Here is a 24,827-nt window from a genome sequence, read left to right on the forward strand (position 1 = left end):
ATCTGGATAGCGACCTTTCGGCCGTTGTCGAGCCTGTCGCGGAATTGCGCGGCGTTGAAGCCGGCCGGATGCTGTGCGGCAAGCGCGCTCGCGATGCCGACCATCTCGACCAGCGTGTCGCGCTGGAAGAAGTGGTCGAGCGCGATTTCGTGCACGTCGCCGCGCCGTCCGATCAGCCGGAACAGCCGACGGATTTCCTCCTCGCGACGGCCGAGCATCTGGCCGATGTCGCGCACGCGCGGCGGGCGGAAGCGCTCATCGCCGCCGATCAGCGGTGCGATGCGGGTCCACAGGGCCTCGTCCTCCGGCGAGAGCCGGACTTCATGGCAGGGCCGCCTGATCCAGGAGCCGGAGGCGGCGACCACGCCGTCCTCCGTGAGCCGCGCCAGCGCCTGGCGAAACAAGGGCGCCGGCTGGCGCGGCGCCACAGCGAGCCGCAAACGTTCCAGCCCCATGCCGGGCAGGTCGGGATGTTCAGCGTGATAGGCGTCGAGCGTGTCGGCCACGGCTTTAGCCAGCGCCTGCCAATGCTCGGGCAGCATCGCAAGGGCGCCGATCCTGACGAGGTGGAGCCGTGCGGTCAGTTGCTCCGCGGCGTCAGCGCCCAGCGCGCGGTCGCGGACGAAGCTGTCGATCTCGACATGGTAGGGCGCGACCCCCAGCAGCGCACGCAAAGCCTCGGCCGGATCGGCGAGGCCGAGGGCGGCAAGCTGCGCCAGCCGCTCCGGGCTGCGGCGCCTGCGCTCCGGAGCGCGCAGGTCGAGGAAGCGGCCGCCGCCGATGCTGCGCGAGGCCGAGATGTCGCGCAGCACGAAGCGGTCGAGCGCCGCTGCGGCGAGCGGGCTGTCGAGAACGAGCTGGACCGGGGCGGTCGCGCCCGGCGCGATCTCCTCGCCCAGCAGCACGATGCGGGCGCCGACTTCCGCCGCGGCGTGATGGAGCCGCACCGGCTGCCACATGGCGAGGGGCCTGGTTTCGGAGGCGAGCAGCGTGATCTCGGCGTCGATCCGGCTTGCCGGTGCGTGCAGGGCCGGCGCCAGCACCATGTCGCCGTGCCGGATCGCCTCCTTCGCGATGCCGGGTCCGGCAAGGTTGAGCGCGCAGCGGTCGCCGGCATGGCCGGTCTCGGCCGGACGGTTCTGGGCATGGATCGAGCGGATGCGTGCCGGCAGGCCGGTAGGCGAGACGACGACGCTGTCGCCGACGCGGACGGAGCCCGACAGCACCGTGCCCGTCACCACCGTGCCTGTGCCCTGCAAGGTGAAGCAGCGATCGACAGCGAGGCGGAAAGCGCCGTCACCCCGCCTGCCTTGCGCCTGACGCGCCTTGGCCGCGAGCAATTCGCTCAATTCCGGGAGCCCGTCGCCGGTTACGGTCGAGGCCGGCAGCGTCGGTGCGTCGGCGAAGGGCGTATCCGCGAGCAGGTTGGCGACCTCGTTGCGCACGGTGGCGATCCGCTCCGCATCGACGAGGTCGGTCTTGGTGAGCGCGACCACGGCGTCGCGGATGCCGAGCAGGCGGGCGATGGCGACATGCTCGCGCGTCTGCGGCATCACCCCGTCATCGGCCGCGACGACGAGCAGGATGAGGTCGATGCCGGAAGCCCCGGCCAGCATCGTATGGACCAGCTTCTCATGGCCGGGAACGTCGATGAAGCCGATCACGGAGCCATAGGCCTGCGGCCAATAGGCGAAGCCGAGCGCGATCGAGATGCCGCGCGCCTTCTCCTCCTTCAGCCGGTCGGTATCGACGCCGGTGAGGCGCTTCACCAGCGAGGTCTTGCCATGGTCGATATGTCCGGCCGTGCCGATGATCATGGCGCGGCCTCGATCGGGGAGGCGGCGCGCGCGGCCTTGATGAAGGGCGCGGCGAGGCGGCTGCCCTTGGCCTCGGCCGAGAGCAGCAGGGAAAGCGCGCGCTCGGAATCCTGAGCCACGCCCTGGCCGAGCAGGGTCGCGGCGCCGAGCATGGCTTCGGAATCGGGATCGCCGGCCGCCATGCCGCGCTGCCACCATTCGGCCGCCACGGCGGGATCGCGCTCCACGCCAAGAGCGTCATGGAACATCATGCCGAGCCGGGTCATGCTGGTCGCGATGCCGGCCTCGGCGGCGGCCTGCGCCCAGCGCAAGGCTTCCGCCCGCGCCTCGGGCAGGCCGCTTTCGAGCAGCATCCAGGACAGCATGTCCTGCGCCGGGGCGTCGCCCTGCTCGGCGGCGAGCCGATAGAGCCGCATCGCTTCTTCGTCGCTCTGCGCGACGCCGTCGCCCCTGAAATGGAGCGCTGCGAGATTGCGCTGCCCGACCGGATCACCGCTATTCGCGGCCAGCGTCAGCCAGCGCAGGGCAAGCGTGAGATCGCGCTCCACGCCGAGCCCTTCGGCGAAACAGGCGCCGATATTGTTCTGGGCTCGCGCGATACCGGCATGGGCGAGCGGCCCCCAGAGCGCCAGCGCGGCGCGATGGTCGCCGCGCTCGACCGCATCAGTGGCGCGCGCCATGGCGGCAGCCACATCCTCCGCGCCGGAGTTGTCCTTGCGGCGCAGCCGGTCAAGCCAGCCCATCGCCGCCTCCGGGTTTCAGCCTCGCGAGCTGCGCGGCGAAGAGCGTCTCGTCTTCGAGGCAGCGCAGGTCGAAGATCAGCGCGCCTTGTGCGATGCGCCCGATCACCGGCACCGGCACGGCCCGGAAAGCGGCGGCCAAGGCCTCGACGGCGCCGCCGCTGGCCTTGCCGGCCGGCGCGATCGCGAGCCCCGCGCTCGGCAGCGTCTCCAGCGGCAACGCGCCGGAGCCGATCTGGCTGGCGCAGTCGATCGTCTCGACCTCCCAGCCGGCACCGAGCGCGGCCGCTACCTGTGGCCGCAGCCGCTCGGCCAGCACGCGCAACTCCGCGGTCTTGCGTGTGAACAGGCGCAGCGTCGGCAGGCGCTCGGCCAGCCGGTCGGGGTCGCGATAGAGCCGGAGCGTCGCCTCCAGCGCCGCGAGACGGAGCTTGTCGAGCCGGAGCGCGCGCTTCAGCGGATTCTTGGCGAGCCTGGCGATCAGATCCTTCCGCCCGGCGACGATGCCGGCCTGCGGGCCCCCGAGCAGCTTGTCGCCCGAGAAGGTGACGAGATCGGCGCCGCCCTTCAGCGCGTCCTGCACGGTCTTTTCGTGCCGCAGCCCCCAGCGGGCGAGGTCGATCAGCGTGCCCGAGCCGAGATCGTCGACGAAAGGCAGGTCGTGGGTGCGGGCGAGCTTCGCCAGCTCCGCTGGTTCGACCTCCGCCGTGAAGCCCTGCACGACATAGTTCGAGGTGTGCACCTTCAGCAGCAGCCCGGTCTCAGGGCCAATGGCCTCGGCATAGTCCTTGAGATGCGTGCGATTGGTGGTGCCGACCTCGCGCAGGATCGCGCCGGCGCGGCCCATGATATCCGGCATGCGGAAGGCGCCGCCGATCTCGATCAGCTCGCCGCGCGAGACGATGGCCTCGCGATCCCGGGCGAGGGTGTTGAGCACGAGCAGCACCGCCGAGGCATTGTTGTTGACCAGCACCGCATCCTCGGCGCCGGTCAATTCCCGGATCAGGCCGCGCACATGCGCGTCGCGCTCGCCGCGCTGCCCGGCCTCGATCTCATATTCGAGATTGGTCGGTGCGCGCATCGCGGTGACGACGGCTTGAACCGCCTCCTCGGCCAGCAGGGCGCGGCCGAGATTGGTGTGCAGCACCGTGCCGGTGAGGTTGATGACGGGGCGCTGCGACGGCCGCCCGCGCTCCTCCAGCACATCGAGCGCCATGTGCGCGATGGCATCGGCCGAGGCGGCGTGGGAGGTCTCGCTCTGCCGCATCCGCTCCAGAACCTGCCGCACGGCCTGCGTCGTTTCGCTGCGGCCATGGCGGGCGATGGCGAGGGCGCCTTCGCCGCTGCGCAGGATCTCGTCGACCGAAGGGGGGCGGAAGCGTTCGGGTCTGTTCATCAGGCTCCCTCCGGGAGACGCATGATCGTCAATAGCCGAGCAGGAACGGATTCACCCCCGCCCGTTTCCAGCCGGCCTCCGTCACCAGCAGATCGAGGCCGAGGCTCGCGATATCGTCGGCGACGGGTTCCAGCTCCGTGTCCTTGCGGCGGTTCAGGATCTTCACATAGGTCCGGCATTCGTCGCAGGTCTCGGCCTTGATCGTGTCGGCGATGCCCTCAATCGCCTGATAGGCGATGCCCTTGGTCGAGCCGCAAGTGACGCACTTCACCCGGACATGGTTCCATTGCGCCGCGCAGAGCGAGCACTGGACATAGCGCACGCCCTCGACATTGACGTCGGCGACGATCGAACTCGTCACCGGCGGCCCGCCGCAACAAGGGCAGACGCCATCCGCGACCGGCTGCGGCAGCAGCGGGTCGAGCTGCGCCACGCAGCGGGCCGCGACGACCTGCAAGGCCGCGGCGGCGAAGATGTGCTCGGCCACCGCCTCGACCGGGATCGCATCGGCCAGCACCGCGGCGAACATCGCGCGGCGGCCTTCGTCATCGACCGCCATGGCCCGTTCGAGGGCCGTGCGGGCAAGGTCCGGCATGGCGACGCCTGCCAGCAGCTTCGCCAGCCCGTCGAGCGCGGCCGAGGCGGCCGGATCGTCGGCAAGACCTTCGCGGGGCAGGAGCGGCATGGCATTGGCGGCCCGCATCCGAAGCTCGCCCAAGGCGGGCAGGGCAGGGGGCGGCAAGGTGCGCGCGAGCTCGTCCTGCGCCTTCGACAAGGCCGCCAGGAAGCTCAGATAGGGCTCGAGCTGGTGGCCGGGCGCGAGCGCGGCGAAGCGCATGGCGCGCAGCCCGAACAGCGTCTCCGGCAAGGGCAGGCGGATGAAGGGCGGCTTGTCGCGCTCGGCGATGCCGACTTCCTCGAAGGGCGCAAAGCCCGGAGCGTCACTCATTCTGGTCCTCTCGAACCGCACGGGTCACGGGAGGCGGAGCGGCCGGGCCGCCCCGCATGCAAGGATATTGCTACTCGGCCGGGCCGACAGTGTGGCGGCGCGGTGGTGTCTGGCGTTCGTCGACGACGCCCTCGCGGGCCTCCTGGCGCAGCCAGAGCCGATGGTGGCGGAAAGCCCAGCCGCCCGTCACCTTGCCCTCCGTCATCGCGTTCATCGTGCCGCGCACATAGAAGCCGGCATAGATATGGACGATGACGACCAGCAGCATCGCGATCGCCGCCAGCGCATGCAGGATATGGCCGAAGCGCTGCTGCTCGATGGTGAAGCTCGCGCCGAAATACTCGTACCAGATCATGATCCCCGTGCCGAACAGGACGAGGATCAGCAGCGTCATCAGCCAGAAGACGATCTTCTGGGCGCCGTTGTACTTGCCGATCTCGGGCAGGTTTTCCTCATGGCCGGACATCACCTCGCCGATATGGCGCATCCATTGTGTGTCGACCTTCTGCCAGAAATTGTATCTGACCATCTGGACGAAGAGGATGGCGAAGCTCGCCAGCAGCACGACGCCGATCCAGGGATGCAGGGCGCGGGTGTTCGCGCCGCCGCCGAACAGGCCCGACAGGAAGAACAGCGAGGGATGGAACAGCGCCGCCCCGCTGAGGGCGAGCAGGATCAGCGAGATCGCGGTGACCCAGTGATTGACGCGCACGCGGCCGGGATAACGGTCGACGGTCGTGCGCTCCTCTTCACGCCTGACGACCACGGGCTGCCTCCTCGTCGATCACATGCTCGGCCTCGCGGTCCTCGGCGCGGCTGACATCGTTGCGCCGGGCCACGATGCCATGGACGAAGGCGAAGGCGGCGGCGAAGCCGATCGCCGCCATGCCGGCATATTTGGTCAGGCCCTTCCACAATTCGACGACCTGGCTGATCCGCGGATTGTTGGGCAGCCCGGCATAGAGCTGCGGCTGGTCGGCATGGTGGAGCACATACATCACATGCGTGCCGCCGACGCCCGGCGGGTCGTAGATGCCGGCATTCTGGAAGCCGCGCGACTTGAGATCCGCGACGCGCGTCTGCGCGAAGGTGAGCTGCGCCTGCTTGGTGCCGAAGGTGATCGCCCCCGTCGGGCAGGCCTTGGCGCAGGCCGGCGCCTGGCCGACCGAGACCCGATCCGAGCAGAGCGTGCACTTATAGGCCTTGTGATCGGTTTGGCTGATGCGCGGGATGTTGAAGGGGCAGCCCTTCACGCAATAGCCGCAGCCGATGCAGTTCTCCGAGACGAAATCGACGATGCCGTTGTTGTACTGCACGATCGCGCCCGGCGAGGGGCAGGCCTTGAGGCAGCCCGGATCGGCGCAATGCATGCAGCCATCCTTGCGGATCAGCCATTCGAGATTGCCGCTCTGCGGGTTCTCCCATTCGGTGAACCGCATCAGCGTCCAGCTGTTCGGCGTCAGATCGTGCGGATTGTCATAGGAGCCGGTGTTGAAGCCGACCTCCTCGCGCAGATTGTTCCATTCCAGGCAGGCCGACTGGCAAGCCTTGCAGCCGATGCATTTCGAGACGTCGATGAGCTTCGCCACCTCGAAATCGTGGCGGACATCCGGCGGCCGCATATTGGTCGCCGAGATGCGGGCGAAGTCCTGGCTCTGCAATCCCATGGTCTTCGCCTCCCTAGCTCGTCGCCGGTCCGTTGGACGGCTCGACATTCACGAGGAACGCCTTGAACTCGGGCGTCTCGATATTGGCGTCGCCGACGAACGGGGTGAGGCTGTTCGGGCCGAAGCCCTTGCGCGCCGCACCGGTGAAGCCCCAATGGAGCGGGATGCCGACGATATGGACGGTCTTGCCGTCGCAGATCAGCGGCTTGATGCGCTTGGTCACCATCGCCTTGGCATAGACCGAGCCGCGGTTGGACGAGACCTTCACCCAGCCGCCCTTCTGGATGTTCTTCTCCGCGGCGAGCTGCTCGCTGATCTCGACGAAGAACTCCGGCTGCAGCACCGCATTGACCCAGACATGCTTGGTCCAGAAGTGGAAATGCTCGGTCAGGCGGTAGGAGGTCGCGGCATAGGGGAACTTGTCCGAGGTTCCCAGCGCCGCGAGATCGTCCTTGAAGATGCGCGCGGCCGGGTTGCCGCGGATCTTCGGGGCGAGCACGTTGGCGACCGGGCTCTCGAAGGGCTCGTAATGGGCCGGGAAGGGGCCGTCCTTCATCATCGCCCGGGCGAAGAGCCGTGCGGTCCCCTCCGGATTCATGATGAAGGGGCCGACATCCTGCGGCTTGGCGCCGGGCGCGATGTCCGGCACGTCGAAGCCCGCCCAGGCCGTGCCGTTCCACTCGATCAGCTTGCGCTTCGGATCCCAGGCCTTGCCGTCGAGATCGGCCGAAGCGCGGTTGTAGAGGATCCGGCGGTTCGCCGGCCAGGAGAAGGCCCAGTTCGAATAGGCGCCGGTATTGCCGGGGTCGCTGGTGTCCCGGCGGGCCATCATATTGCCCTTCTCGGTCCAGCAGCCGGAATAGATCCAGCAGCCGCAGGCGGTCGAGCCGTCGTCGCGCAATTGCCCGAAGGTGTCGATCTGCTTGCCCTTCTCGAGGATGACCTTGCTCGGGTCGACCGGGTCGGTCACCGTCGAGACGACATAGCCGTTCATCTCCTTGGCCATCTCGTCCGGCTCGGGCTCGCCCGGGTCGCGATAAGGCCAGTGGAGATTGACGATCGGGTCCGGGAAGGCCCCACCCTCCTTCTGGTAGAGCGCGCGCAGGCGCATATGGAGCTGCGCCATGATCCAGTTGTCGTGCTTGGCCTCGCCCGGAGGCTCGGCGCCCGGCCAGTGCCATTGCAGCCAGCGGCCGGAATTGACCAGCGAGCCCTCGTCCTCGGCGAAGCAGCTCGTCGGCAGCTCGAAGACCTCGGTCTTGATGTCCTCGGGCTTGACGTCGTTATGGACGCCCTCGTCCTTCCAGAACCGTGCCGTTTCGGTCTGCAGCGGGTCCATCACCACGAGGAACTTGAGCTTCGACAGCGAGGCCGTGACCTTGCCCCTATTGGGGAAGGAGAGCAGCGGGTTGAAGCCCTGGCAGAAATAGCCGTTGACCTTGCCCTGGCTCATCAGCTCGAAGGTGCGCAGCACGTCGTAGCCGGGCACGTCGAGCTTCGGTAGCCACTGATAGGCGAAGTCGTTCTCCGCCGTCGCCGCCGGCCCCCACATCGACTTCAGGAAGCTCACCATGAACTTCTTGTAGTTCTGCCAGTAGCTCATCTGGTTGGGCCTGAGCGGCTTGAAGCCGCGCGTCGACATATAGGTCGAAAAATCGACCTCCTTGTCGGTCCCGAGCGTGAGATAGCCCGGGATCAGGTTCGACATCAGGCCGATATCGGTGAGCCCCTGGATGTTGGAGTGCCCGCGCAGCGCATTCATGCCGCCGCCGCGCATGCCGATATTGCCGAGCATGAGCTGCAGCATCGCCATGGAGCGGATGTTCTGCGAGCCCTTGGAGTGCTGCGTCCAGCCGAGCGCGTACATCGAGGTCATGACCTTGTCGCGCGCCGAGGTCTCCGCGATCATCTTGCAGATCGTGAGATACTTGTCCTTTGGCGTGCCGCAGATGCGCTCGACCATCTCCGGCGTGTAGACCGCGATATGCTTCTTCAGGAGCTGGTAGACGCAGCGCGGATGCTGCAGCGTCTCGTCGATCTGGACATAACCGTCCGGCCCGAGCTCGTATTCCCAGCTCGAGCGGTCATAGTCGCGCTTGGCCTCGTCGTAGCCGGTGAACAAACCGTCCTGATAGCCGAAGCCCTCCTTCACGATATAGGGCGCGTTGGTGAAGGCGCGCACATAGTCGTGTTGGATCTTGTCGTTATCGATGCAGTACTTGATCACCCCGAGCAGGAAAGCGATGTCGGTGCCTTGCCGGATCGGCGCGTAGAAATCCGCGACCGAGGCCGTGCGCGTGAAGCGCGGATCGACGACGATCAGCTTGGCGCCGCGCTGGGCCTTCGCCTCAGTGACCCATTTGAAGCCGCAAGGGTGCGCTTCGGCGGCGTTGCCGCCCATGACGACGATGAGGTCGGTGTTCTTGATGTCCGTCCAGGAGTTGGTCATCGCACCGCGACCGAATGTTGGGGCCAGACTGGCCACCGTCGGTCCGTGTCAAACGCGCGCCTGGTTGTCGAACGCCAATATCCCGAGACTTCGCACGACCTTGTAGGTCAGGAACGCCGTTTCGTTGGTGGTCGCCGACGCCGCCAGGAAGCCCGTCGTCAGCCAGCGATTGACCGTGACGCCGTCCTGATTGGTCTTGATGAAGTTCTTGTCGCGATCGTCCTTCATCAGTCGCGCGATGCGGTCGAGCGCCTCGCCCCAGCTGATCTGCCGGAATTCGCGCTCGCCGGGCCCCCGATATTGCGGGACCTTGGTGCGCGTCTCGGAATGGACGAAGTCGAGAAGGGCGGAACCCTTCGGGCAGAGCGTGCCGCGATTGGTCGGATGGTCGGGGTCGCCCTCGATATGGATGATCGCGGGATGGGCGTTCTTCGACCCGTCGCCGAGGCCGTACATGATGACGCCGCAGGCGACCGAGCAGTACGGACAGGTGTTTCGGGTTTCCGTCGTGCCCGTCAGCTTGAAAGGTCGCACGGCCTGGGCGAGGGCTTCCTCAGCCCCGCCGAATCCGAGCGCGGCGACGGCAGATCCGCCGATCCCCGCTCCTGCGGCTTTCATGAACTGGCGGCGCGAGAGCTCATGCAGCATCTCAACCTCCCAGGCGAACAATCACGTATCGTTCAATTTGGAATAGTGAAACTCTGGCCAGGGGGCGTCAAGCTGCCTCTTGCTTGGGCATTGCGTCGCATGGCTAGACTTTTGTCGTAGTCCGTTGCCGGCGAAACCCGCGGTTCGCGCGGCGGTGAAGGCCCGTCGCGATGGAGCGCGTTACGCCGATTCCCTGCGTTTGGCCGGCTGCCTCGCTCCGCCCGATGGGATGGCCGTGCTGGTGCGCCGCGCCCGCTGCCAGGCGGCGGGCGTCTCGCCGGCGATGCGGCGGAAGACGCGGGTGAAATGCGCCTGATCGGAAAAGCCGATCTCGGCCGCGATCTCCGTCAGGGTGCGGTCGCCGGCAGCCAGCATCTCCTGGCCCTTCCGCACGCGCGCCTGCAATTGCCATTGGTGCGGCGGCAGGCCGGTCGCCGCCTTGAAGGCATGGCTGAAATGCGATTGCGAGAGGTCGACCAGCGCCGCCAGCTCCTGCAGGCGGATATTGTCGCCGCAATGATCGGCGATGAAATCGGTGACGCGCCGCAATTGCTCGCCTGTCAGCGACGAGCGCCGGCGCGGCTCGCGGCGCCGGACCTGGAAGAGATCGATCAGCAGGGCGAGCACGAGCCCGTCGCCATAGAGGTCGTGCCGCCGCTCCGGCTCTGCGCATTCGGCTGCGATCATCCGCGCCAGCGCCATGATGCGCTCGTCGCTGAACATGATGCGGGGTTGCGCGAGGATGGCCCGGTCGAGCGGCTCGGCGAGCCGTTCCGCGATCTCCCGCGCGTCGAAATGCAGGTCGAGATGCTTCAGCCGCAGCCGCTCGTCGATGCGCGTCCAGACCGGCATCCCGGCCGGCATGTAGCTGATCGATGATCCCCCGGGTGCGCTCGCAATGCCGGGCCCGCCGGGCGAGAGCCGCGTCTCGAACGATCCGCCCTCCGTCTCGAGCACGATGAACAGCCGCGGATGCTGCGAGACATATTCGCCGCGCGCGCCCTTCTCGCAGCGCGCCTGCCAGAGATCGGCGATCACGCCGTTGAAGGCGCGCCATTTCAGCGTGCCGATGACGCTGATGCCTTCCCGGACGGAATTCATGCTCGGCTGGAGCGACATCGACTTCTTCCGTCGGTGGCGATGGAAAGGTGGCGAGAATGCAACACCGTGGCCGCATGATACGGGGACAGAACAAAAACGTTCAATGCATAGCAGAAACGATCAATCCGGCTGTTGGTGTGAATGTTAGGGAAAATTGTCCCGAGATAAGTGTCGTTTTGAATTATTCTAAATATCGAATATTCGAATGCGACATCACTCATTCTGGTAGAAGCGAATTATGCGCTATACTGATCGCATGAAGATTAGATTTATTCTTGGATCGGCCGCTTCGCTTCTGGCGATCGCTGGCCCGGCCTTCGCCCAGGCCCGGCAAGATCGGCAGGCCCAGGCTCAGCCGGCAACGGTGCAGCTCGACACGATCACGGTCGAAGGCCAGGCCGAGACCGCGACCGGCCCGGTCAACGGCTATGTACCGCAGCGCACGGGGACGGGCTCGAAGACCAATACGCCGATCACGGCGATCCCGCAGGCCGTCTCGGTGATCGGCCGGCGGGAGCTCGAGGACCGCAACGTCCAGAAGGTCGACGAAGCCCTGCGCTACACCGCCGGCGTCACGGCCCAGCCCTTCGGCCCGGATCCGGACACCGACTGGGTCTTCATCCGCGGTTTCCAGGCGACGCAGACCGGCATGTATCTCGACGGGCTGTCGAACTATGCCTTCGGCTTCGGCGGCTTCCAGATCGACCCGTTCATGCTCGAGCGGGTGGAGGTGCTGAAGGGACCGGCCTCTGTCCTCTACGGCGGCGGCAATCCCGGCGGCATCGTCAACATGATCAGCAAGCGCCCGAACGGCAGGAATTTCGGCCTGGTCGAGACCGGCATCAACAATTTCGGCAACGCCTACACCAACATCGACATCGGGGTCAGCGACAAGCAGGGCATCTGGAGCACGCGCCTCACGGGCCGCATCTCCGGCGGCGACCAGTACACCGACGTCGCCAAGGATTTCCGTGGCTTCATCCTGCCACAGATCACCTACAAGCCGAACGGGGCGACCAGCTTCACGGCCTATGGCTATTATTCGGCGCTCGACCAGATCCATGTCGGCGGCGGCTTCCTGCCCTATGTCGGCACGGTGGTGAACGCGCCCTTCGGCCGCATCCCGCGCAAGGCCTTTCTCGGCGAGCCGGAGATCGACAGCCAGAAGCGCGTCCAGACCATGCTGGGCTGGGAGTTCAGGCATGAGTTCGACAATGGCTGGACCTTCAGCCAGAACGCCCGCTACGGCCATATGCGCGGCTCGCAGCTCGGCCCTTATGGCTACGGCTATTACGGCGCGGACGCGCTGTTCGGGAACCGCTTCCAGCCGCTGGCGCCCGATTACCAGCTCTACCGCATCGGCTTCCAGGAGCGCACGCAGGTCAACACTTTCCTGCTCGACAACCGGCTGGAGCGGACGTTCCGCACCGGGCCGGTCGAGCATTCGCTGCTGCTCGGCGCCGACTACAAATACTTCAACATCGACCAGACGCAGGCATCGGGCGGCGCGACGCCGATCAGCGTGACCAACCCGGTCTATGGCGCGCCGCAGGGCATGCCCTTGGTCTATCTGAACCAGGAGCTGGACCACCACCAGTTCGGGCTCTATCTCCAGGATCAGCTCCGCTTCGGCGATGGCTGGCTCGTCACGCTGAACGGCCGCTACGACTACACCAAGAAGAAATCCTTCAGCGCGCCCGGCCTGCTGTTCTCGCCGAGCTACAGCAAGAACGAGGCGGCCTTCTCCGGCCGCGCCGGCCTGGCCTATGAGTTCGCCAATGGCTTGACGCCCTATGTCAGCGCCGCGACCTTCTTCAACCCGGTCTTCGATGCCGTGCCCAACCTGACGGGCGGCCCGGCGACGCCGTTCCAGCCGGAGAAGGGCCATCAATACGAGGCCGGCGTGAAGTACAAGCCGGGCTTCATGGACGCGCTGATCACGGCCTCGGTCTTCCGGCTGGTGAAGCAGAACGTCGTCACCCCGTCGCCGACGGCGCTGAATCCCTTCGCCTCGACCCAGCTCGGCGAGGTCACCTCGACCGGCTTCGAGCTCGAGGCCAAGGCCAATCTCGACGAGAACTGGAAGGTGCTGGCGAGCTTCACCGCCTTCGACCTCAAGACGACGAAGGACACCCGCGCTGCCTATATCGGCAAGACGCCCTTCATCGTGCCGGAGGTGACCGCCTCGGGTTGGCTCGACTACACCGTCACCGAGGGGCCGCTGAGGGGCCTCGGCCTCGGCGCCGGCCTGCGCTATGTCGGCAAATCCTGGGCCGACAACGAGAACACGCTGAAGGTGCCGGCCGTGACGCTGGTCGATGCCGCGATCCGCTACAAGATCGACGACTGGTCCTTCGCGGTGAACGTCACCAATCTCCTCGACAAGGTCTATGTGAAGAGCTGCCAGGGTTATTCCGGCTGCGGCTATGGCGATGCCCGCACCGTCACGGTCTCGGCCAGCTACAAATGGTAGGTCGCGCGCGGCGCGAGCATCGGCCCGAAAAAGCGGAATGCGGTTTTCGGAAAAAGCCGATGCAATGAACCAAATACCGCATGATGCGAGGCCGGGGCAAAAGCCGCGGCCTCTTCGCCGTTCCCGAACACTGGACCACGTATCGTCTTGCCGCCGACCCTATCCAGAGAACAGGCCATTCGAGCCGCCGGCATGACCCGGCGAGCGATGCTTGCTCTGCCCGCGCTGCTCGGAATGGCATCGCCGGGGCGGGGGCAGGCGCCGCTGCGTGTCGCGACGATCGACTGGGCGGTGCTGGAGACGTTGCTGGCGCTCGGCCGCCCGCCGGTGGCTGCGACCGAGCTCGTCCAGTTCCGCGAGGTCGCGGTCGAGCCGCCGGTGCCGGAGAGCGTTGCCGATCTCGGCCTGCGCGGCACGGTCAATTTCGAGGTGCTGCAGCTCGCCCGGCCGGAGCTGATCTACATCTCGCATTTCTATGAATCCTCAGTGCCGCGCCTGCGCCTGATCGCGCCGGTGGAGAGCTTCACGCTCTATGCGCCGGGCGTCGATCCATTCCCGGCGGCGGAGGCGATGACGCGTGCGATCGGCGAGCGCCTCGGCATCGCCGAACGGGCCGGGCGCTATATCGCCGAGACCCATCTGGAGCTCGATGCCTGCCGGCAGCGGCTCCAGGCGCTCGACGCCCTGCCGGTCATCCCGATCAATCTCGGCGATGCCCGCCATTTCCGCGTCTTCGGCGCCGACAGCATGTTCGGCGCGGTGCTGGCCCGGATCGGCATCGCCAATGCCTGGACCGAGCCGACCAATTATTCCGCCATGGCGCCGGTAGGGCTGGAGGAACTGGCGCGAGTGCCCGAGGCCTGGATCGTGATGATCCCGCCCGTGCCGGCCGATGCCTCGCGCCTGCTCGGACGCAGCGCCTTCTGGAACGCCTTGCCGAATGTCCGGGCCGGCCGCGTCCTGACGCTGGGCTCGATCGACCCCTATGGCGGTCTGCCGGCGGCGCGTCGCTTCGCCCGCCTGCTGACGGCGGCCCTCGAACGGGCGGGAGCGGCGAAGCGTGATTAGGCCGCTCTTCCTGCATCGGCCCTTCGCGGCCGCGCTGGCGGCGCTCGCGCTCGTCGCGCTGCCCTTCGCCGCCGTGCTCGCCACCCGCGCGCCGCTGCCGGGCGATCCGGCCATCGTCGCGCCGCTGGAGCAGATCCTGCTCTGGCACAGCCTGCTGCCGCGCTTCGTTACGGCGCTGCTCTGCGGCGCGGCGCTGGGCCTTGCCGGCCTGCTCCTGCAGCAGGTGCTGCGCAATCCCATCGCCGATCCCTCGACGCTCGGCCTCGCTGCCGGCGCCCAGCTCGCGCTCACTGTGGCCACGGCCTTCGCGCCGGCGCTCATCGCCTTCTCCCGCGAAACCACTGCCTTCGCGGGCGGGGCGGCCGCCGTGGCGCTCGTGCTGGCGCTGAGCTGGCGGCGCAAGCTCGACCCGGTCACCGTCATCCTTTCCGGCATGGTGGTTTCGCTGGCGGCGGCGGCGCTGGGTGCGGCCGTGGTGCTGGCCAAGGGCGATTATCTCTTCTCCCTCTTCATCTGGGGCGCAGGCTCGCTCAACCAGCAAAGCTGGGACGTCCCGCTCGCGCTGGCTCCACGTCTCCTCCTCGGCCTTGCCGCTTCCTTCGCCCTGCTGCGGCCCCTGACCCTGCTCGCGCTCGACGATGCCAGCGCCCGCAGTCTCGGCGTCGCGCTGCTGGCGGCGCGGCTGGCCGTCCTCGTCGTCGCGGTCTGGCTCGCGGCGACGGTGGTCGCGCAAATCGGTATCATCGGTTTCGTCGGACTCGCCGCCCCGATCCTGGCGCGGGCGCTCGGGGCGCGGCGCCTGCGCGATCGCCTGATCGCGGCGCCATTGGCCGGCGCCGTCCTGGTCTCCTTCACCGACAGCGCCGTGCAGATCCTCGGTTCGGCCACGGCCGATCTCGCCCCGACCGGCGCGGCGACAGCGCTGCTCGGTGGCCCGCTGCTGCTCTGGATGCTCGGGCGCATCCCGCCGACCGTGCCGCCGCAGATGACATCCGGCTGGCGCGAGTCGAGCCGCGTCCGCCGGCCCGTGCTGGCCGTGTCCACCCTCATGGCCGTGGCGGCCATCGTCACCCTCGGCGCGCTCGTGCTCGGGCGCGGTCCGAATGGCTGGAGCCTCGCGACCGGCACGCTCTTCACCGATCTTTTGCCCTTCAGGGGCCCGCGCATCGTCGCCGCGGGCTTCGCCGGCGCGATGCTGGCGGCGGCCGGCACGCTGATGCAGCGCCTCACCGCCAATCCGCTCGCCGGGCCGGACGTGCTCGGCGTCAGCGCGGGCGGCGGTGTCGGTCTGGCGCTGGTGCTGTTCCTGAGCAGCACCGTCACGCCATGGACGATGGCGCTCGGAGCCGGCGGCGGCTCGCTCGCCGTGCTCCTCGCCATGCTGCTGATCGCCGGCCGGGCCGGGACGGGGCCGTCGCGCCTGCTGCTGGCCGGCGTCGCACTCGGAGCGCTGTCGATGGCGGTCGTCTCGACGGTGCTCGCCCAGGGCGACATGCGCGGCTACCTGCTGCTGGTCTGGATGTCCGGCTCGACCAACCGGGTCGGCGCCGCCGAGGCCTGGATCGCGGTCGCGAGCTGCGTCGCCCTCTGCCTGCCGCTGTTCCTGTTCTCGCGCTGGCTCGACATCCTGCCGCTGGGGGAGGGGGTGAGCCTTGCGGTCGGCCTGCCGCGCCGCCTTGGAAGGCTGACGCTGGCGACCTTCGCCGCCTTGCTCACCGGCATCGCCTCGCTGCTGATCGGACCCTTGAGCCTGATCGGCCTCGTCGCGCCGCATCTGGCGCGCCTCTCCGGCTTCGCCCAGGGCCGTTATCAGCTTGCCGCGGCGATGGCGCTGGGCGCAGGCGTCATGGTGCTGGCCGACTGGCTGTCGCGCGTCGTCATCTACCCCTACCAGATCCCGGTCGGGCTCTTCGCCGCCCTGATCGGCGGCCCCTACCTGATCTGGCTCTTGAGCCGCGGAGCGGAAAGCCATGACTGAGACGATCCTTTTCACCGCATCGACCTCGATCGCGCTGCCCGATCCGCATGCGCTGCTGGATCGTCTCTGCGAGCGTCTCACGGAGCGCGGAACCGTGACGCGGGACGGACCCCGCGGCCGCTTCGAGAGCCGGATGGGCGCCGTCGAGATGGAGGCCGGGGCGCAGGCGCTGCACCTGCATGCCGCGTCGGATCAACTGAATTACCTGTTCATCGCCCGCTCCTTGCTGGCCGAACACATCGCCGAATGCACTGAAGGGTCGGCACCCGCTTTCCTCTGGAGCGGCGATGGCTGCGACCTCACCGCGATTCCGTATTTCCATCGGGCGACCGTGCGTGCGAGCCGCCCGGTCACGCCGCGCATGCAGCGCGTCACGCTCGCGGTCGCGGATGTCGGCCAGCTCGAGACGGGTGGCCTGCATGTCCGGGTGCTGATCCCGCCGCAGGGCAGGGCGCCCGTCTGGCCGTCGCTGGCGCCCGATGGCCGCGTGCTCTGGCCGAAGGGCGAGGACGAGCTGACGACGCGCGTCTACACCATCCGCAGCCTCGACCATGCCCGCGGCGAGGTCGATATCGATGTCGTGCTGCATGAGGACACGCCCGGCTCCGTCTGGGCGCGTACGGCCGGGCCGGGCGACACCGTCGGCCTGATGGGGCCGGGCGGCGGCGAGATCGTCCCGGCCGATTGCTACCTGCTCGGCGGCGACGAGACCGCTCTCCCGGTGATCGCGCGTTTCGCGGAAAGCCTGCCGGCAGGCGCGAAGGCCATCCTGCGCATCGAGGTCGCCGATGCGCGGGAGGAGCAACCGATTGCCTCCGCCGCCACGCTCGATCTGCGCTGGCTGCATCGCAACGGCGCCGAAGCCGGCTCGACCGATCTGCTCGAACGGGCCATCCGGGCAGTGGAATGGCCGCAAGGCGGGGCGCATTATGCCCTGATCGGCAGCGAGCAGGCCTCCGCCCGTGCGATCAGGACCTATCTGCGCAAGGAGCGCGGTATGGCCAGGGACCGCCACCTCGTCGCGGCGTATTGGCGCCGGGGCCACGCCGCGGTCGAGCGCGAGCGCGACTGAACCGGGTTCGACCGCCTACGGCATCGGACCGAATATCGTATTCAGTCCGATGCTGTAGCTCTTTGTTTTTGCATCGGCTTTTTCCGAAAACCGCATGCCACTTTTCGGGCTGATGCTCTAGAAGGAACGATGACGCACATGTTCGAGACAGCCTCTCCTTCCGCCGCGCTCCAGCCGGCCGTGCCGCAGCCGCTCTTTGCGCTGGACGCGGTGAGCTTCGCGATCCCCGGCCGCGTGCTGCTGGAGCCGCTGAGCCTGACCTTGCCCGGCCACCGCGTCGTCGGGCTCATCGGCCATAACGGCTCGGGCAAATCGACCCTGCTCAAGCTTCTGGCCCGCCAGCAGCCGGTTTCCGGCGGAACCATCCGCTTCGAGGGCAGGGCACTGCCGGAATGGGGCGACCGCGCCTTCGCCCGCAAGGTCGCCTATCTGCCGCAGCAGACGCCGCCGGCCTCCGGCATGCTGGTGAAGGAGCTCGTCGCGCTCGGCCGCTATCCCTGGCACGGCGCGCTCGGCCGGTTCGGTGAGCGGGACCGCGAGAAGGTCAGGGAGGCGATGGCGCTGACCGATGTCGCGCGCTTCGCCGACCGGCTGGTCGACACCTTGTCGGGCGGCGAGCGCCAGCGCGTCTGGCTCGCCATGCTGGTGGCGCAGGATGCGGAATATCTCCTGCTCGACGAGCCGATCTCGGCGCTCGATGTCGCGCATCAGATCGAGGTGCTCGCGCTGGTGCGGCGCCTCTCGCAGGAGCGCAATATCGGCGTGGTCGTCGTGCTGCACGACGTCAACATGGCGGCGAACTATTGCGACGAGATCGTCGCCCTGCATTCGGGGCGCATGATTGCGCGCGGAGCGCCCGACGCGATCATGCGTCCCGCCGAGCTTGAGGCGATCTACGGCGTGCGGATGACCGTGTTGCAGCATCCGCAGACGGGCCGCCCGCTCGCCTTCGCGCCCTGAGAGCGCTGTCGGCGGGGTGAGCTGGCGTAAGTGAGTACAGGATGATTTCAGATAAAATCACAAGTGTTTCCATCTGAAATCTGAATCCGTCTCTCATCAAAAAGTGAGGGCAGGATGCACGCTGTCATTCCGGACAAGCCGCGTGAGCGGCGCCCGGAAGGACGGAGCGGTTTCGACCAAGGGCAGAGCCTCAGGCCGCCGTCTCGGCTTCCTTGGTATCCTTGCCCTGACCGCGCATCCGCCGGACGAGGTGGACCACGGCGACATAGAGCAACGGCACGAAGAAGACGCCGATGGCCGTGGCCGCGATCATGCCGCCCATCACGCCGATGCCGATCGCGTTCTGGCTGCCCGAGCCGGCGCCGGTCGCAACCGCGAGCGGCAGCACGCCGAGGATGAAGGCGAAGGAGGTCATCAGGATCGGGCGCAGGCGCTGGCGCGCCGCTTCGAGCGTCGCCTCGACCAGCCCCTTGCCGGACGCCTCCTGCTCGATCGCGAACTCGACGATCAGGATGGCGTTCTTCGCCGCCAGCCCGATCGTGGTGAGCAGGCCGACCTTGAAGTAGACGTCGTTGCTCTGGCCGAACAGCGTCGCCGCCGCGAGCGCGCCGAAGATGCCGATCGGCACGCACAGCATCACCGCGAAGGGAATCGACCAGCTCTCATAGAGCGCGGCGAGACACAGAAAGACGACGAGCATCGACAGCGCATAGAGCGCGACGGCCTGGCTGCCGGACAGCCGCTCCTGATAGGACAGGCCCGTCCATTCATGCCCGAAGCCGGTCGGAAGCTGGCTCGCGATCCGGTCGATCTCGTCCATCGCCGCGCCCGAGCTGACGCCGGCCGCGGCCGCTCCCTGGATCTCGACCGCCGAGGCGCCGTTATAGCGTTCGAGGCGTGGCGAGCCGTAGCTCCATTGGCCGGAGGCGAAGGCCGAGAACGGCACCATGCCTCCCTCCTGGTTGCGGACATACCAGCGCCCGACATCCAGAGGCTGCATGCGGAAGGGCGCATCCGACTGGACATAGACCGATTTGACGCGGCCGCGGTCGATGAAGTCGTTGACATAGGCCGAACCCCAGGCCGCCGAGAGCGTCGTATTGACGTCCGCGAGCGACAGGGTCAGCGCACTCGCCTTCTCCTGGTCGATGGTGACGGAGTATTGCGGCTGGTCCTCCTGCCCGTTCGGCCGGGTGCCGGTGAGCAGCTTGCTCTGCCCGGCGAGGCCGAGGAGCTGGTTGCGGACCTGCATCAGCCGCTCATGGCCGGCGCCGGCGACGTCCTGCAGGTAGAAATCGAAGCCCGAAGTGTTGCCGAAGCCCTGCAGGGCGGGCGGTGCCAGCGCGAAGGCGAAGCCGTCCTTGAGCGTGCGGAACGCGCCCATCGCGCGCCCGGCGATGGCCTGCGCCGTCGCCTGCTTGCCGGGCCGCTGCTCGAAGGGCTTGAGCCGCACGAAGGCGAGGCCGACATTCTGCCCCTGGCCGCTGAAGCTGAAGCCGCCGACCGTCAGGACGCCCTCGACCAGATCCTTCTCCTTGGTCAGGTAGTGCTCGCGCACCTCGTCGAGCACCTTGAGCGTCCGGTCCTGTGTCGCTCCGACCGGAAGCTGCACGAGCGTGAACAGCACGCCCTGGTCTTCGTCGGGCAGGAAGGAGCTGGGCAGCCGCGCGAACAGATAGCCCATGCCGCCGCCGATCAGCAGGAAGACGAGCAGGAAGCGCATCGGGCGCTTGATCATCCCGCCGACACCGTTGCGGTAGCCATTGGTGGTGCGGTCGAAATTGCGGTTGAACCAGGCGAAGGGAGCCCATGTCTTGCTGTGCTCGCCGGGCGCCTTGAGGAGCGTGGCGCAGAGCGCCGGCGTCAGGATCATGGCGACGAGGACCGACAGGATCATGGCGGTGACGATCGTCACCGAGAACTGCCGGTAGATCACGCCGACCGACCCGCCGAAGAAGGCCATCGGCACGAACACCGCCGAGAGCACCGTGGCGATGCCGACGAGCGCGCCGGTGATCTCGCCCATCGAGCGGATCGTCGCCTCCTTGGGGCCGAGCTTTTCCTCGTGCATCACGCGCTCGACATTCTCGACCACGACGATCGCGTCGTCGACGAGCAGGCCGATCGCCAGCACCATGGCGAACATGGTGAGGGTGTTCACCGAATAGCCGGCGGCGGCGAGCACGCCGAAGGTGCCGAGCAGGACGACCGGCACGGCGAGCATCGGGATCACCGTCGCGCGCAGGCTCTGCAGGAAGACGAACATCACCACGAAGACGAGCAGGATCGCCTCGAACAGCGTGTGCACCACCTTCTCGATGGAAAGCTGGACGAAGGGCGTGGTGTCGTAGGGATAGACGACCTCGACCCCCTCCGGCAGCGTCGGCGCCAGCCGCTCGATGGTGGCCTTGACCTTGGCCGCCGTGTCGAGCGCGTTCGCGCCGGTGGCGAGGCTGATCGCGAGGCCGGTCGTCGGCTTGCCGTTGTAGAAGCTGACCGTGTCGTAGCTCTTGGCGCCGAGCTCGACGCGCGCGACATCGTTGATCCGGACGATCGAGCCCGAGGTGCCGCTCTTGAGGATGATGTTCTCGAACTGCTGCGGCGTCTGCAGGCGGCTGAGCGCGGTCACGGTCGCGTTGAGCTGCTGGCCCTTGACCTGCGGCAGCCCGCCGAGCTGGCCGGCCGAGATCTGCACGTTCTGGGCCTGGATCGCGTTGATCACGTCGCCCGGCATCAGCGCGTATTTCTGCAGCTTGTCGGGGTCGAGCCAGATGCGCATCGCGTAGCCGGCGCCGAAGAGCTGGGTCGTGCCGACGCCTTCGACGCGCTTCAGCGTGTCGTTGAGCGTCGAGTCGACATAGTCGGCGAGGTCCGTGGTCGAGAGCCGCCCGTCGCTGGAGACGAAGGCCGCGACCATGAGGAAGCCGGTCGCTGCCTTGGCGACGGTGACGCCGGTGCTCTGCACGACCTGGGGCAACTGGCGCGTCACGAGCGCGAGCTTGTTCTGCACCTGCATCTGCGCCACGTCCGGATCGGCCGCGTTCGTGAAGGTCAGCGTGATCGTGGCGTTGCCGGTCGAGGTCGAGGTCGCCGTCATGTATTGCAGGTTGTCGACGCCGGTCATGCCTTGCTCGATGACCTTGGTCACCGAGTTCTCGACGGTCTGGGCGTCGGCGCCCGGATAATTGGCGCTGATCTGCACGGTCGTCGGCGCGATCTGCGGATATTGCGAGACCGGCAGGGTCCGCAGGGCGAGCACGCCCGCCAGCATGATCACGATGGCGACGACCCAGGCGAAGATCGGCCTCTCGATGAAGAAGCGCGACATGGTCAGTTCTTGACCGTGCTGGGGCTGGCTTCCGCCCGCCGGTTGGCCGATTTGAGCTCACCCGTCGCTTCGTCGATGGAGACCTCGCTGACGGTCACGGTCTGGCCCGACCGGACGAGCTGGCCGCCCTCGACGATGAGCTGCTCGCCGTCCTTGACGCCGCTGTCCACCAGCCAGTTGTTGCCGATGTTGCGGCGGGTGGCCAGCACGCGCTCCTCGACCTTGCCGTCCGGCCCGACGAACTTGCCCGTCGCCTCGCCCTTGGTGTTGCGGCCCACGCCGCGCTGCGGCAGCAGGAAGCTGTTCTCGGCGACGCCTTCCTGGATCACGGCCCGCACGAACATGCCCGGCAGCAGGATGCGGTCGGGATTGGGGAACTCGGCGCGCACCGAGAACGTCCCGGTCGTCGGGTCGATATTGGCCTCGGCGAATTCGAGCTTGCCGGACTGGTTGTATTCGGTGCCGGTATCGAGCTTCAGCTTCACCGCCACGTTGAGGCCGGTGAAGCGCAGCTTCCCCGAAGCGATGTCGTCGCGGAAGCGCAGCAGGTTGGTGCTCGACTGCGTAACGTCGACATTGATCGGCTCGAGCTTCCGGATCGTCGTCAATGCGGTGGCCTGGTTTGCGGTGACGAGCGCGCCGGGCGTCAGCGCCGACTTGTCGATGCGCCCGTCGATCGGCGCCGTGACCTTCGTGTAGGCGAGATTGATCCGGGCGGTCTCCACATTCGCCTTGGCGGAGGCGACATCAGCCTGGGCCTGCGCCAGCGTGGCGTTGGCGTCGTCCATGTCCTGGCGGCTGCCGGCGTTGCGCTGGAACAGCTCCTGATAGCGGTTGGCCCGGATCTGGGCGTTGGCGACGGCCGCCTCCGCCTTCTGCTGGGCCGCGACCGCGCTGTCGAGGGTGGCCTGGTAGGGCGCGGGGTCGATCTCGTAGAGGACGTCCCCGGTCTTGACCTCGCTGCCCTCCTTGAAGAGGCGCGATTTGATGATGCCGTTGACCTGCGGCCTGACCTCGGCGACGAGATTGGCCGAGACGCGTCCGGGCAGCTCCGCGGTGATCGCGACCGGCTGCGGATGCAGCACGACGACGCTGACCTGGACCTGAGGCTGCACCGGAGGCGCCGCCGCCTTTTCCTGATTGCAGCTGGCCAGGGCCGTGGCGCACAGCAGAAGACCGGGCAGGGCGAAACGCGACGGGGAGCGGGCGCGCTGGGCCGACATGGACAGTCCTTCTTGCAGGCGGTCGATAACGTTCAATTCCCGATTGCGCCTATCGCGTCAATACGGCGGAATACGGGTGAGACGATACGACCCGCACCTTGCGGAGAGGCGAGCACCCCACGCAAAGCGAGCCTGGAGCGCGACAGAACGCGCACGGTGCCGCTGGCGCAAGGGCCCCGAGGCAAGCCGATCGTGATGGGTCGACTCGTTCCGGCATCGGAACCATCGCCCGGACTGGGCCGTTCCTTCCTCGCAATCATTGCTCTGATGTCGAGGCTGGAGACATGGCGCCGCGCGCAATCTGGAAGGGCGTCTTCAAAGTCGCCGAAATCACCTGCCCGGTGGCGCTCTACACGGCGGCCTCGACCAGTGAGCGCATCTCCTTCCATATGTTGAACCGCAAGACCGGGAACAGGGTCCACCGCCAGTTCGTCGACGAGGTCACGGGAAAGCCGGTCGAGAAGGAAGACCAGGTCAAGGGCTATGACCGCGGCGAAGGCGACTACATCGTCCTGGAGCCGGAGGAGATCGCCGAGGCCATTCCCGACAGCGACAAGGTTCTCGACGTCGCGACCTTCCTGCCTTGCGACGAGATCGACGATTTGTACCTCGATCGGCCCTATTACGTGACGCCGAGCACGCCGGTCGCCGCCGAAGCCTTCGGCCTGATCCGCGACGCCATGGCGCGCCGGGATGCGGCCGCCCTGGCGCGCACCGTGATCTTCCGGCGCATGCGATCGATTCTCATCCGCCCGCATGAGGCCGGCATGGTCGCGACGACACTTCATTTCGACTATGAGGTCCGACCGGCGCAGAGCGCCTTCGACGACATTCCGAAGCTGAAGATCGAGGGCGAGATGCTGGAGCTCGCCGAGCACATCATCCGCACCAAGGCAGGTCGCTTCGACCCCAAGGCCTTCGACGATCGCTACGAAAGCGCGCTGGCCGAGCTGGTCAAGGCGAAGATCGAGGGGCGGACAATCAAGCCGGCGAAGCGCCCCGAGCCGGCGAAGGTCGTCAACCTGCTCGACGCCCTCCGGCAGAGCGCCAAGGCCGGCCAGACATCCGGCGTCAAATCGACCGCGAAACGCAAACCCGCCAAGGCCGAGCCGCGGCGCAAGGCAAGCTGATCACTTTCGCGGTTCGAGGCTTCGCTTGAGCGCATCCATGATGCTGACGACGTTGCCCTCGCTGGCCACCGGCGTGGCTTTCCGGGCCGGCCTGCGGCCCTTCTGCTTGGCCTTGATGATGCTCAACAGCTCGTCCTGCACAGGATCCTGCACCAGATCGGGCGACCAATCCCTGGTGCGCGACGTGATCAGCTTTTCCATGAGCGCGCGCATGTCGGGCTCGGGCTTGGCTGTCTTCACATCGGCGAAATAGTCCTTCTCGTCGCGGACCTCGTCGCCATAGCGCAGCGTCCACAGCACGATGCCTTTGTCGCGCGGCTCCAGCAGCACGGCCCGCTCGCGCCGATAGAGCACGACGCGGGAGATGCCGACGGTCTTCGTCGACTTCATCGCCTCGCGGATGACCGAGAAGGCCTCGTCGCCGATCTTGCCGTCGGGCACGAGGTAATGCGGCGTGTCGTACCAGATCCAGCCGACGGAAGAGCGCGGCGCGAAAACCTCGATATCGATGGTGCGCGTGCTCTCCAGCGCGACGGCGTCGAGCTCGTCATCCTCCAGCATGACATAGTCGTCATCGCCCTTGGGATAGCCCTTGACCTCGTCGTCCTCGGCGACCGGCTTGCCGGTGACGGCGTCGACGAAGCGGCTCTGGATGCGATGCCCGGTCTTGCGGTTGAGCGTGTGGAAACGCACCTTCTCGCTCTCCGAATGCGCCGGCATCATCGCGACCGGACAGGTCACGAGCGAGAGCTTGAGATAGCCTTTCCAGAATGTCCGCTGGGCCATGTTTGCTCACTCCAGTCCGACGCGAAACGCATCGTCTCCCGA

At 67.4% G+C, this 24,827-nt stretch carries 16 protein-coding genes and 1 pseudogene; 6 read left to right on the forward strand and 11 right to left on the reverse strand.

Annotation, left to right across the window (positions count from 1 at the left end):
* Window positions 1–2: 2 nt before the first annotated feature.
* From selB to AB6806_RS03175, 8 genes and pseudogenes are all read right to left on the reverse strand, one after another.
* Window positions 3–1,817 (reverse strand): annotated as a pseudogene (gene selB, locus AB6806_RS03140) (selenocysteine-specific translation elongation factor); the annotation flags it as partial.
* On the reverse strand, window positions 1,814–2,560 hold the full coding sequence (locus AB6806_RS03145) for a tetratricopeptide repeat protein (RefSeq protein WP_142020648.1): 747 nt from the start codon (window positions 2,558–2,560) through the stop codon (window positions 1,814–1,816). The gene AB6806_RS03145 and the pseudogene selB, both read right to left, overlap by 4 nt.
* On the reverse strand, window positions 2,547–3,953 hold the full coding sequence (selA, locus tag AB6806_RS03150; protein WP_370954091.1) for an L-seryl-tRNA(Sec) selenium transferase: 1,407 nt from the start codon (window positions 3,951–3,953) through the stop codon (window positions 2,547–2,549). Before selA ends, AB6806_RS03145 begins: the two co-directional genes overlap by 14 nt.
* Window positions 3,954–3,981: 28 nt before the next feature.
* Window positions 3,982–4,902, reverse strand: a complete 921-nt coding sequence (gene fdhE, locus AB6806_RS03155) for a formate dehydrogenase accessory protein FdhE (protein ID WP_370954092.1) — start codon at window positions 4,900–4,902, stop codon at window positions 3,982–3,984.
* 70 nt (window positions 4,903–4,972) lie between these two features.
* Entirely contained in the window at window positions 4,973–5,668 is a 696-nt protein-coding gene (locus tag AB6806_RS03160; protein ID WP_113255058.1) for a formate dehydrogenase subunit gamma, read from the reverse strand.
* Window positions 5,652–6,569 (reverse strand): formate dehydrogenase subunit beta, encoded by a 918-nt coding sequence (gene fdxH / locus AB6806_RS03165; protein ID WP_038368440.1) that lies wholly within the window; start codon window positions 6,567–6,569, stop codon window positions 5,652–5,654. Before fdxH ends, AB6806_RS03160 begins: the two co-directional genes overlap by 17 nt.
* Window positions 6,570–6,582: 13 nt before the next feature.
* On the reverse strand, window positions 6,583–9,666 hold the full coding sequence (fdnG, locus tag AB6806_RS03170; RefSeq protein WP_112762331.1) for a formate dehydrogenase-N subunit alpha: 3,084 nt from the start codon (window positions 9,664–9,666) through the stop codon (window positions 6,583–6,585).
* Between the two features lie 180 nt (window positions 9,667–9,846).
* Window positions 9,847–10,785, reverse strand: coding sequence for a helix-turn-helix domain-containing protein (locus tag AB6806_RS03175; RefSeq protein WP_370954093.1), 939 nt, complete (start codon window positions 10,783–10,785; stop codon window positions 9,847–9,849).
* A gap of 220 nt (window positions 10,786–11,005) precedes the next feature.
* On the opposite strand from AB6806_RS03175, the gene AB6806_RS03180 reads away from it, so the two are divergent.
* From AB6806_RS03180 to AB6806_RS03200, 5 genes are all read left to right on the forward strand, one after another.
* A complete protein-coding gene (locus tag AB6806_RS03180; protein ID WP_370954094.1) occupies window positions 11,006–13,240 on the forward strand; it encodes a TonB-dependent siderophore receptor in 2,235 nt (744 codons plus the stop codon).
* A 207-nt stretch (window positions 13,241–13,447) separates the two neighbouring features.
* Window positions 13,448–14,308 (forward strand): ABC transporter substrate-binding protein, encoded by an 861-nt coding sequence (locus AB6806_RS03185; RefSeq protein WP_370954095.1) that lies wholly within the window; start codon window positions 13,448–13,450, stop codon window positions 14,306–14,308.
* Entirely contained in the window at window positions 14,301–16,286 is a 1,986-nt protein-coding gene (fhuB, locus tag AB6806_RS03190; RefSeq protein WP_370954096.1) for a Fe(3+)-hydroxamate ABC transporter permease FhuB, read from the forward strand. The genes AB6806_RS03185 and fhuB overlap by 8 nt, the downstream gene beginning before the upstream one ends.
* Window positions 16,279–17,358 (forward strand): DUF2218 domain-containing protein, encoded by a 1,080-nt coding sequence (locus AB6806_RS03195; protein WP_370954097.1) that lies wholly within the window; start codon window positions 16,279–16,281, stop codon window positions 17,356–17,358. Before fhuB ends, AB6806_RS03195 begins: the two co-directional genes overlap by 8 nt.
* Window positions 17,359–17,496: 138 nt before the next feature.
* On the forward strand, window positions 17,497–18,318 hold the full coding sequence (locus AB6806_RS03200; RefSeq protein WP_370954098.1) for an ATP-binding cassette domain-containing protein: 822 nt from the start codon (window positions 17,497–17,499) through the stop codon (window positions 18,316–18,318).
* Window positions 18,319–18,508: 190 nt separating this feature from the next.
* On the opposite strand, the gene AB6806_RS03205 is transcribed toward AB6806_RS03200, so the two are convergent.
* A complete protein-coding gene (locus AB6806_RS03205; protein WP_370954099.1) occupies window positions 18,509–21,646 on the reverse strand; it encodes an efflux RND transporter permease subunit in 3,138 nt (1,045 codons plus the stop codon).
* A gap of 2 nt (window positions 21,647–21,648) precedes the next feature.
* Window positions 21,649–22,869 (reverse strand): efflux RND transporter periplasmic adaptor subunit, encoded by a 1,221-nt coding sequence (locus AB6806_RS03210; protein ID WP_370954100.1) that lies wholly within the window; start codon window positions 22,867–22,869, stop codon window positions 21,649–21,651.
* 284 nt (window positions 22,870–23,153) lie between these two features.
* Here AB6806_RS03210 and ku (AB6806_RS03215) point away from each other — a divergent pair, with 284 nt between their 5' ends.
* Window positions 23,154–23,999, forward strand: a complete 846-nt coding sequence (gene ku / locus AB6806_RS03215; RefSeq protein ID WP_370954101.1) for a non-homologous end joining protein Ku — start codon at window positions 23,154–23,156, stop codon at window positions 23,997–23,999.
* On the opposite strand, the gene ku (AB6806_RS03220) is transcribed toward ku (AB6806_RS03215), so the two are convergent.
* Complete coding sequence (ku, locus tag AB6806_RS03220; RefSeq protein ID WP_191123379.1) at window positions 24,000–24,785, reverse strand: non-homologous end joining protein Ku; 786 nt, start codon at window positions 24,783–24,785, stop codon at window positions 24,000–24,002.
* Between the last annotated feature and the right edge of the window lie 42 nt (window positions 24,786–24,827).

Source organism: Allobosea sp. RCC_152_1 (assembly GCF_041360765.1).
GTDB lineage: Bacteria > Pseudomonadota > Alphaproteobacteria > Rhizobiales > Beijerinckiaceae > Allobosea > Allobosea spartocytisi.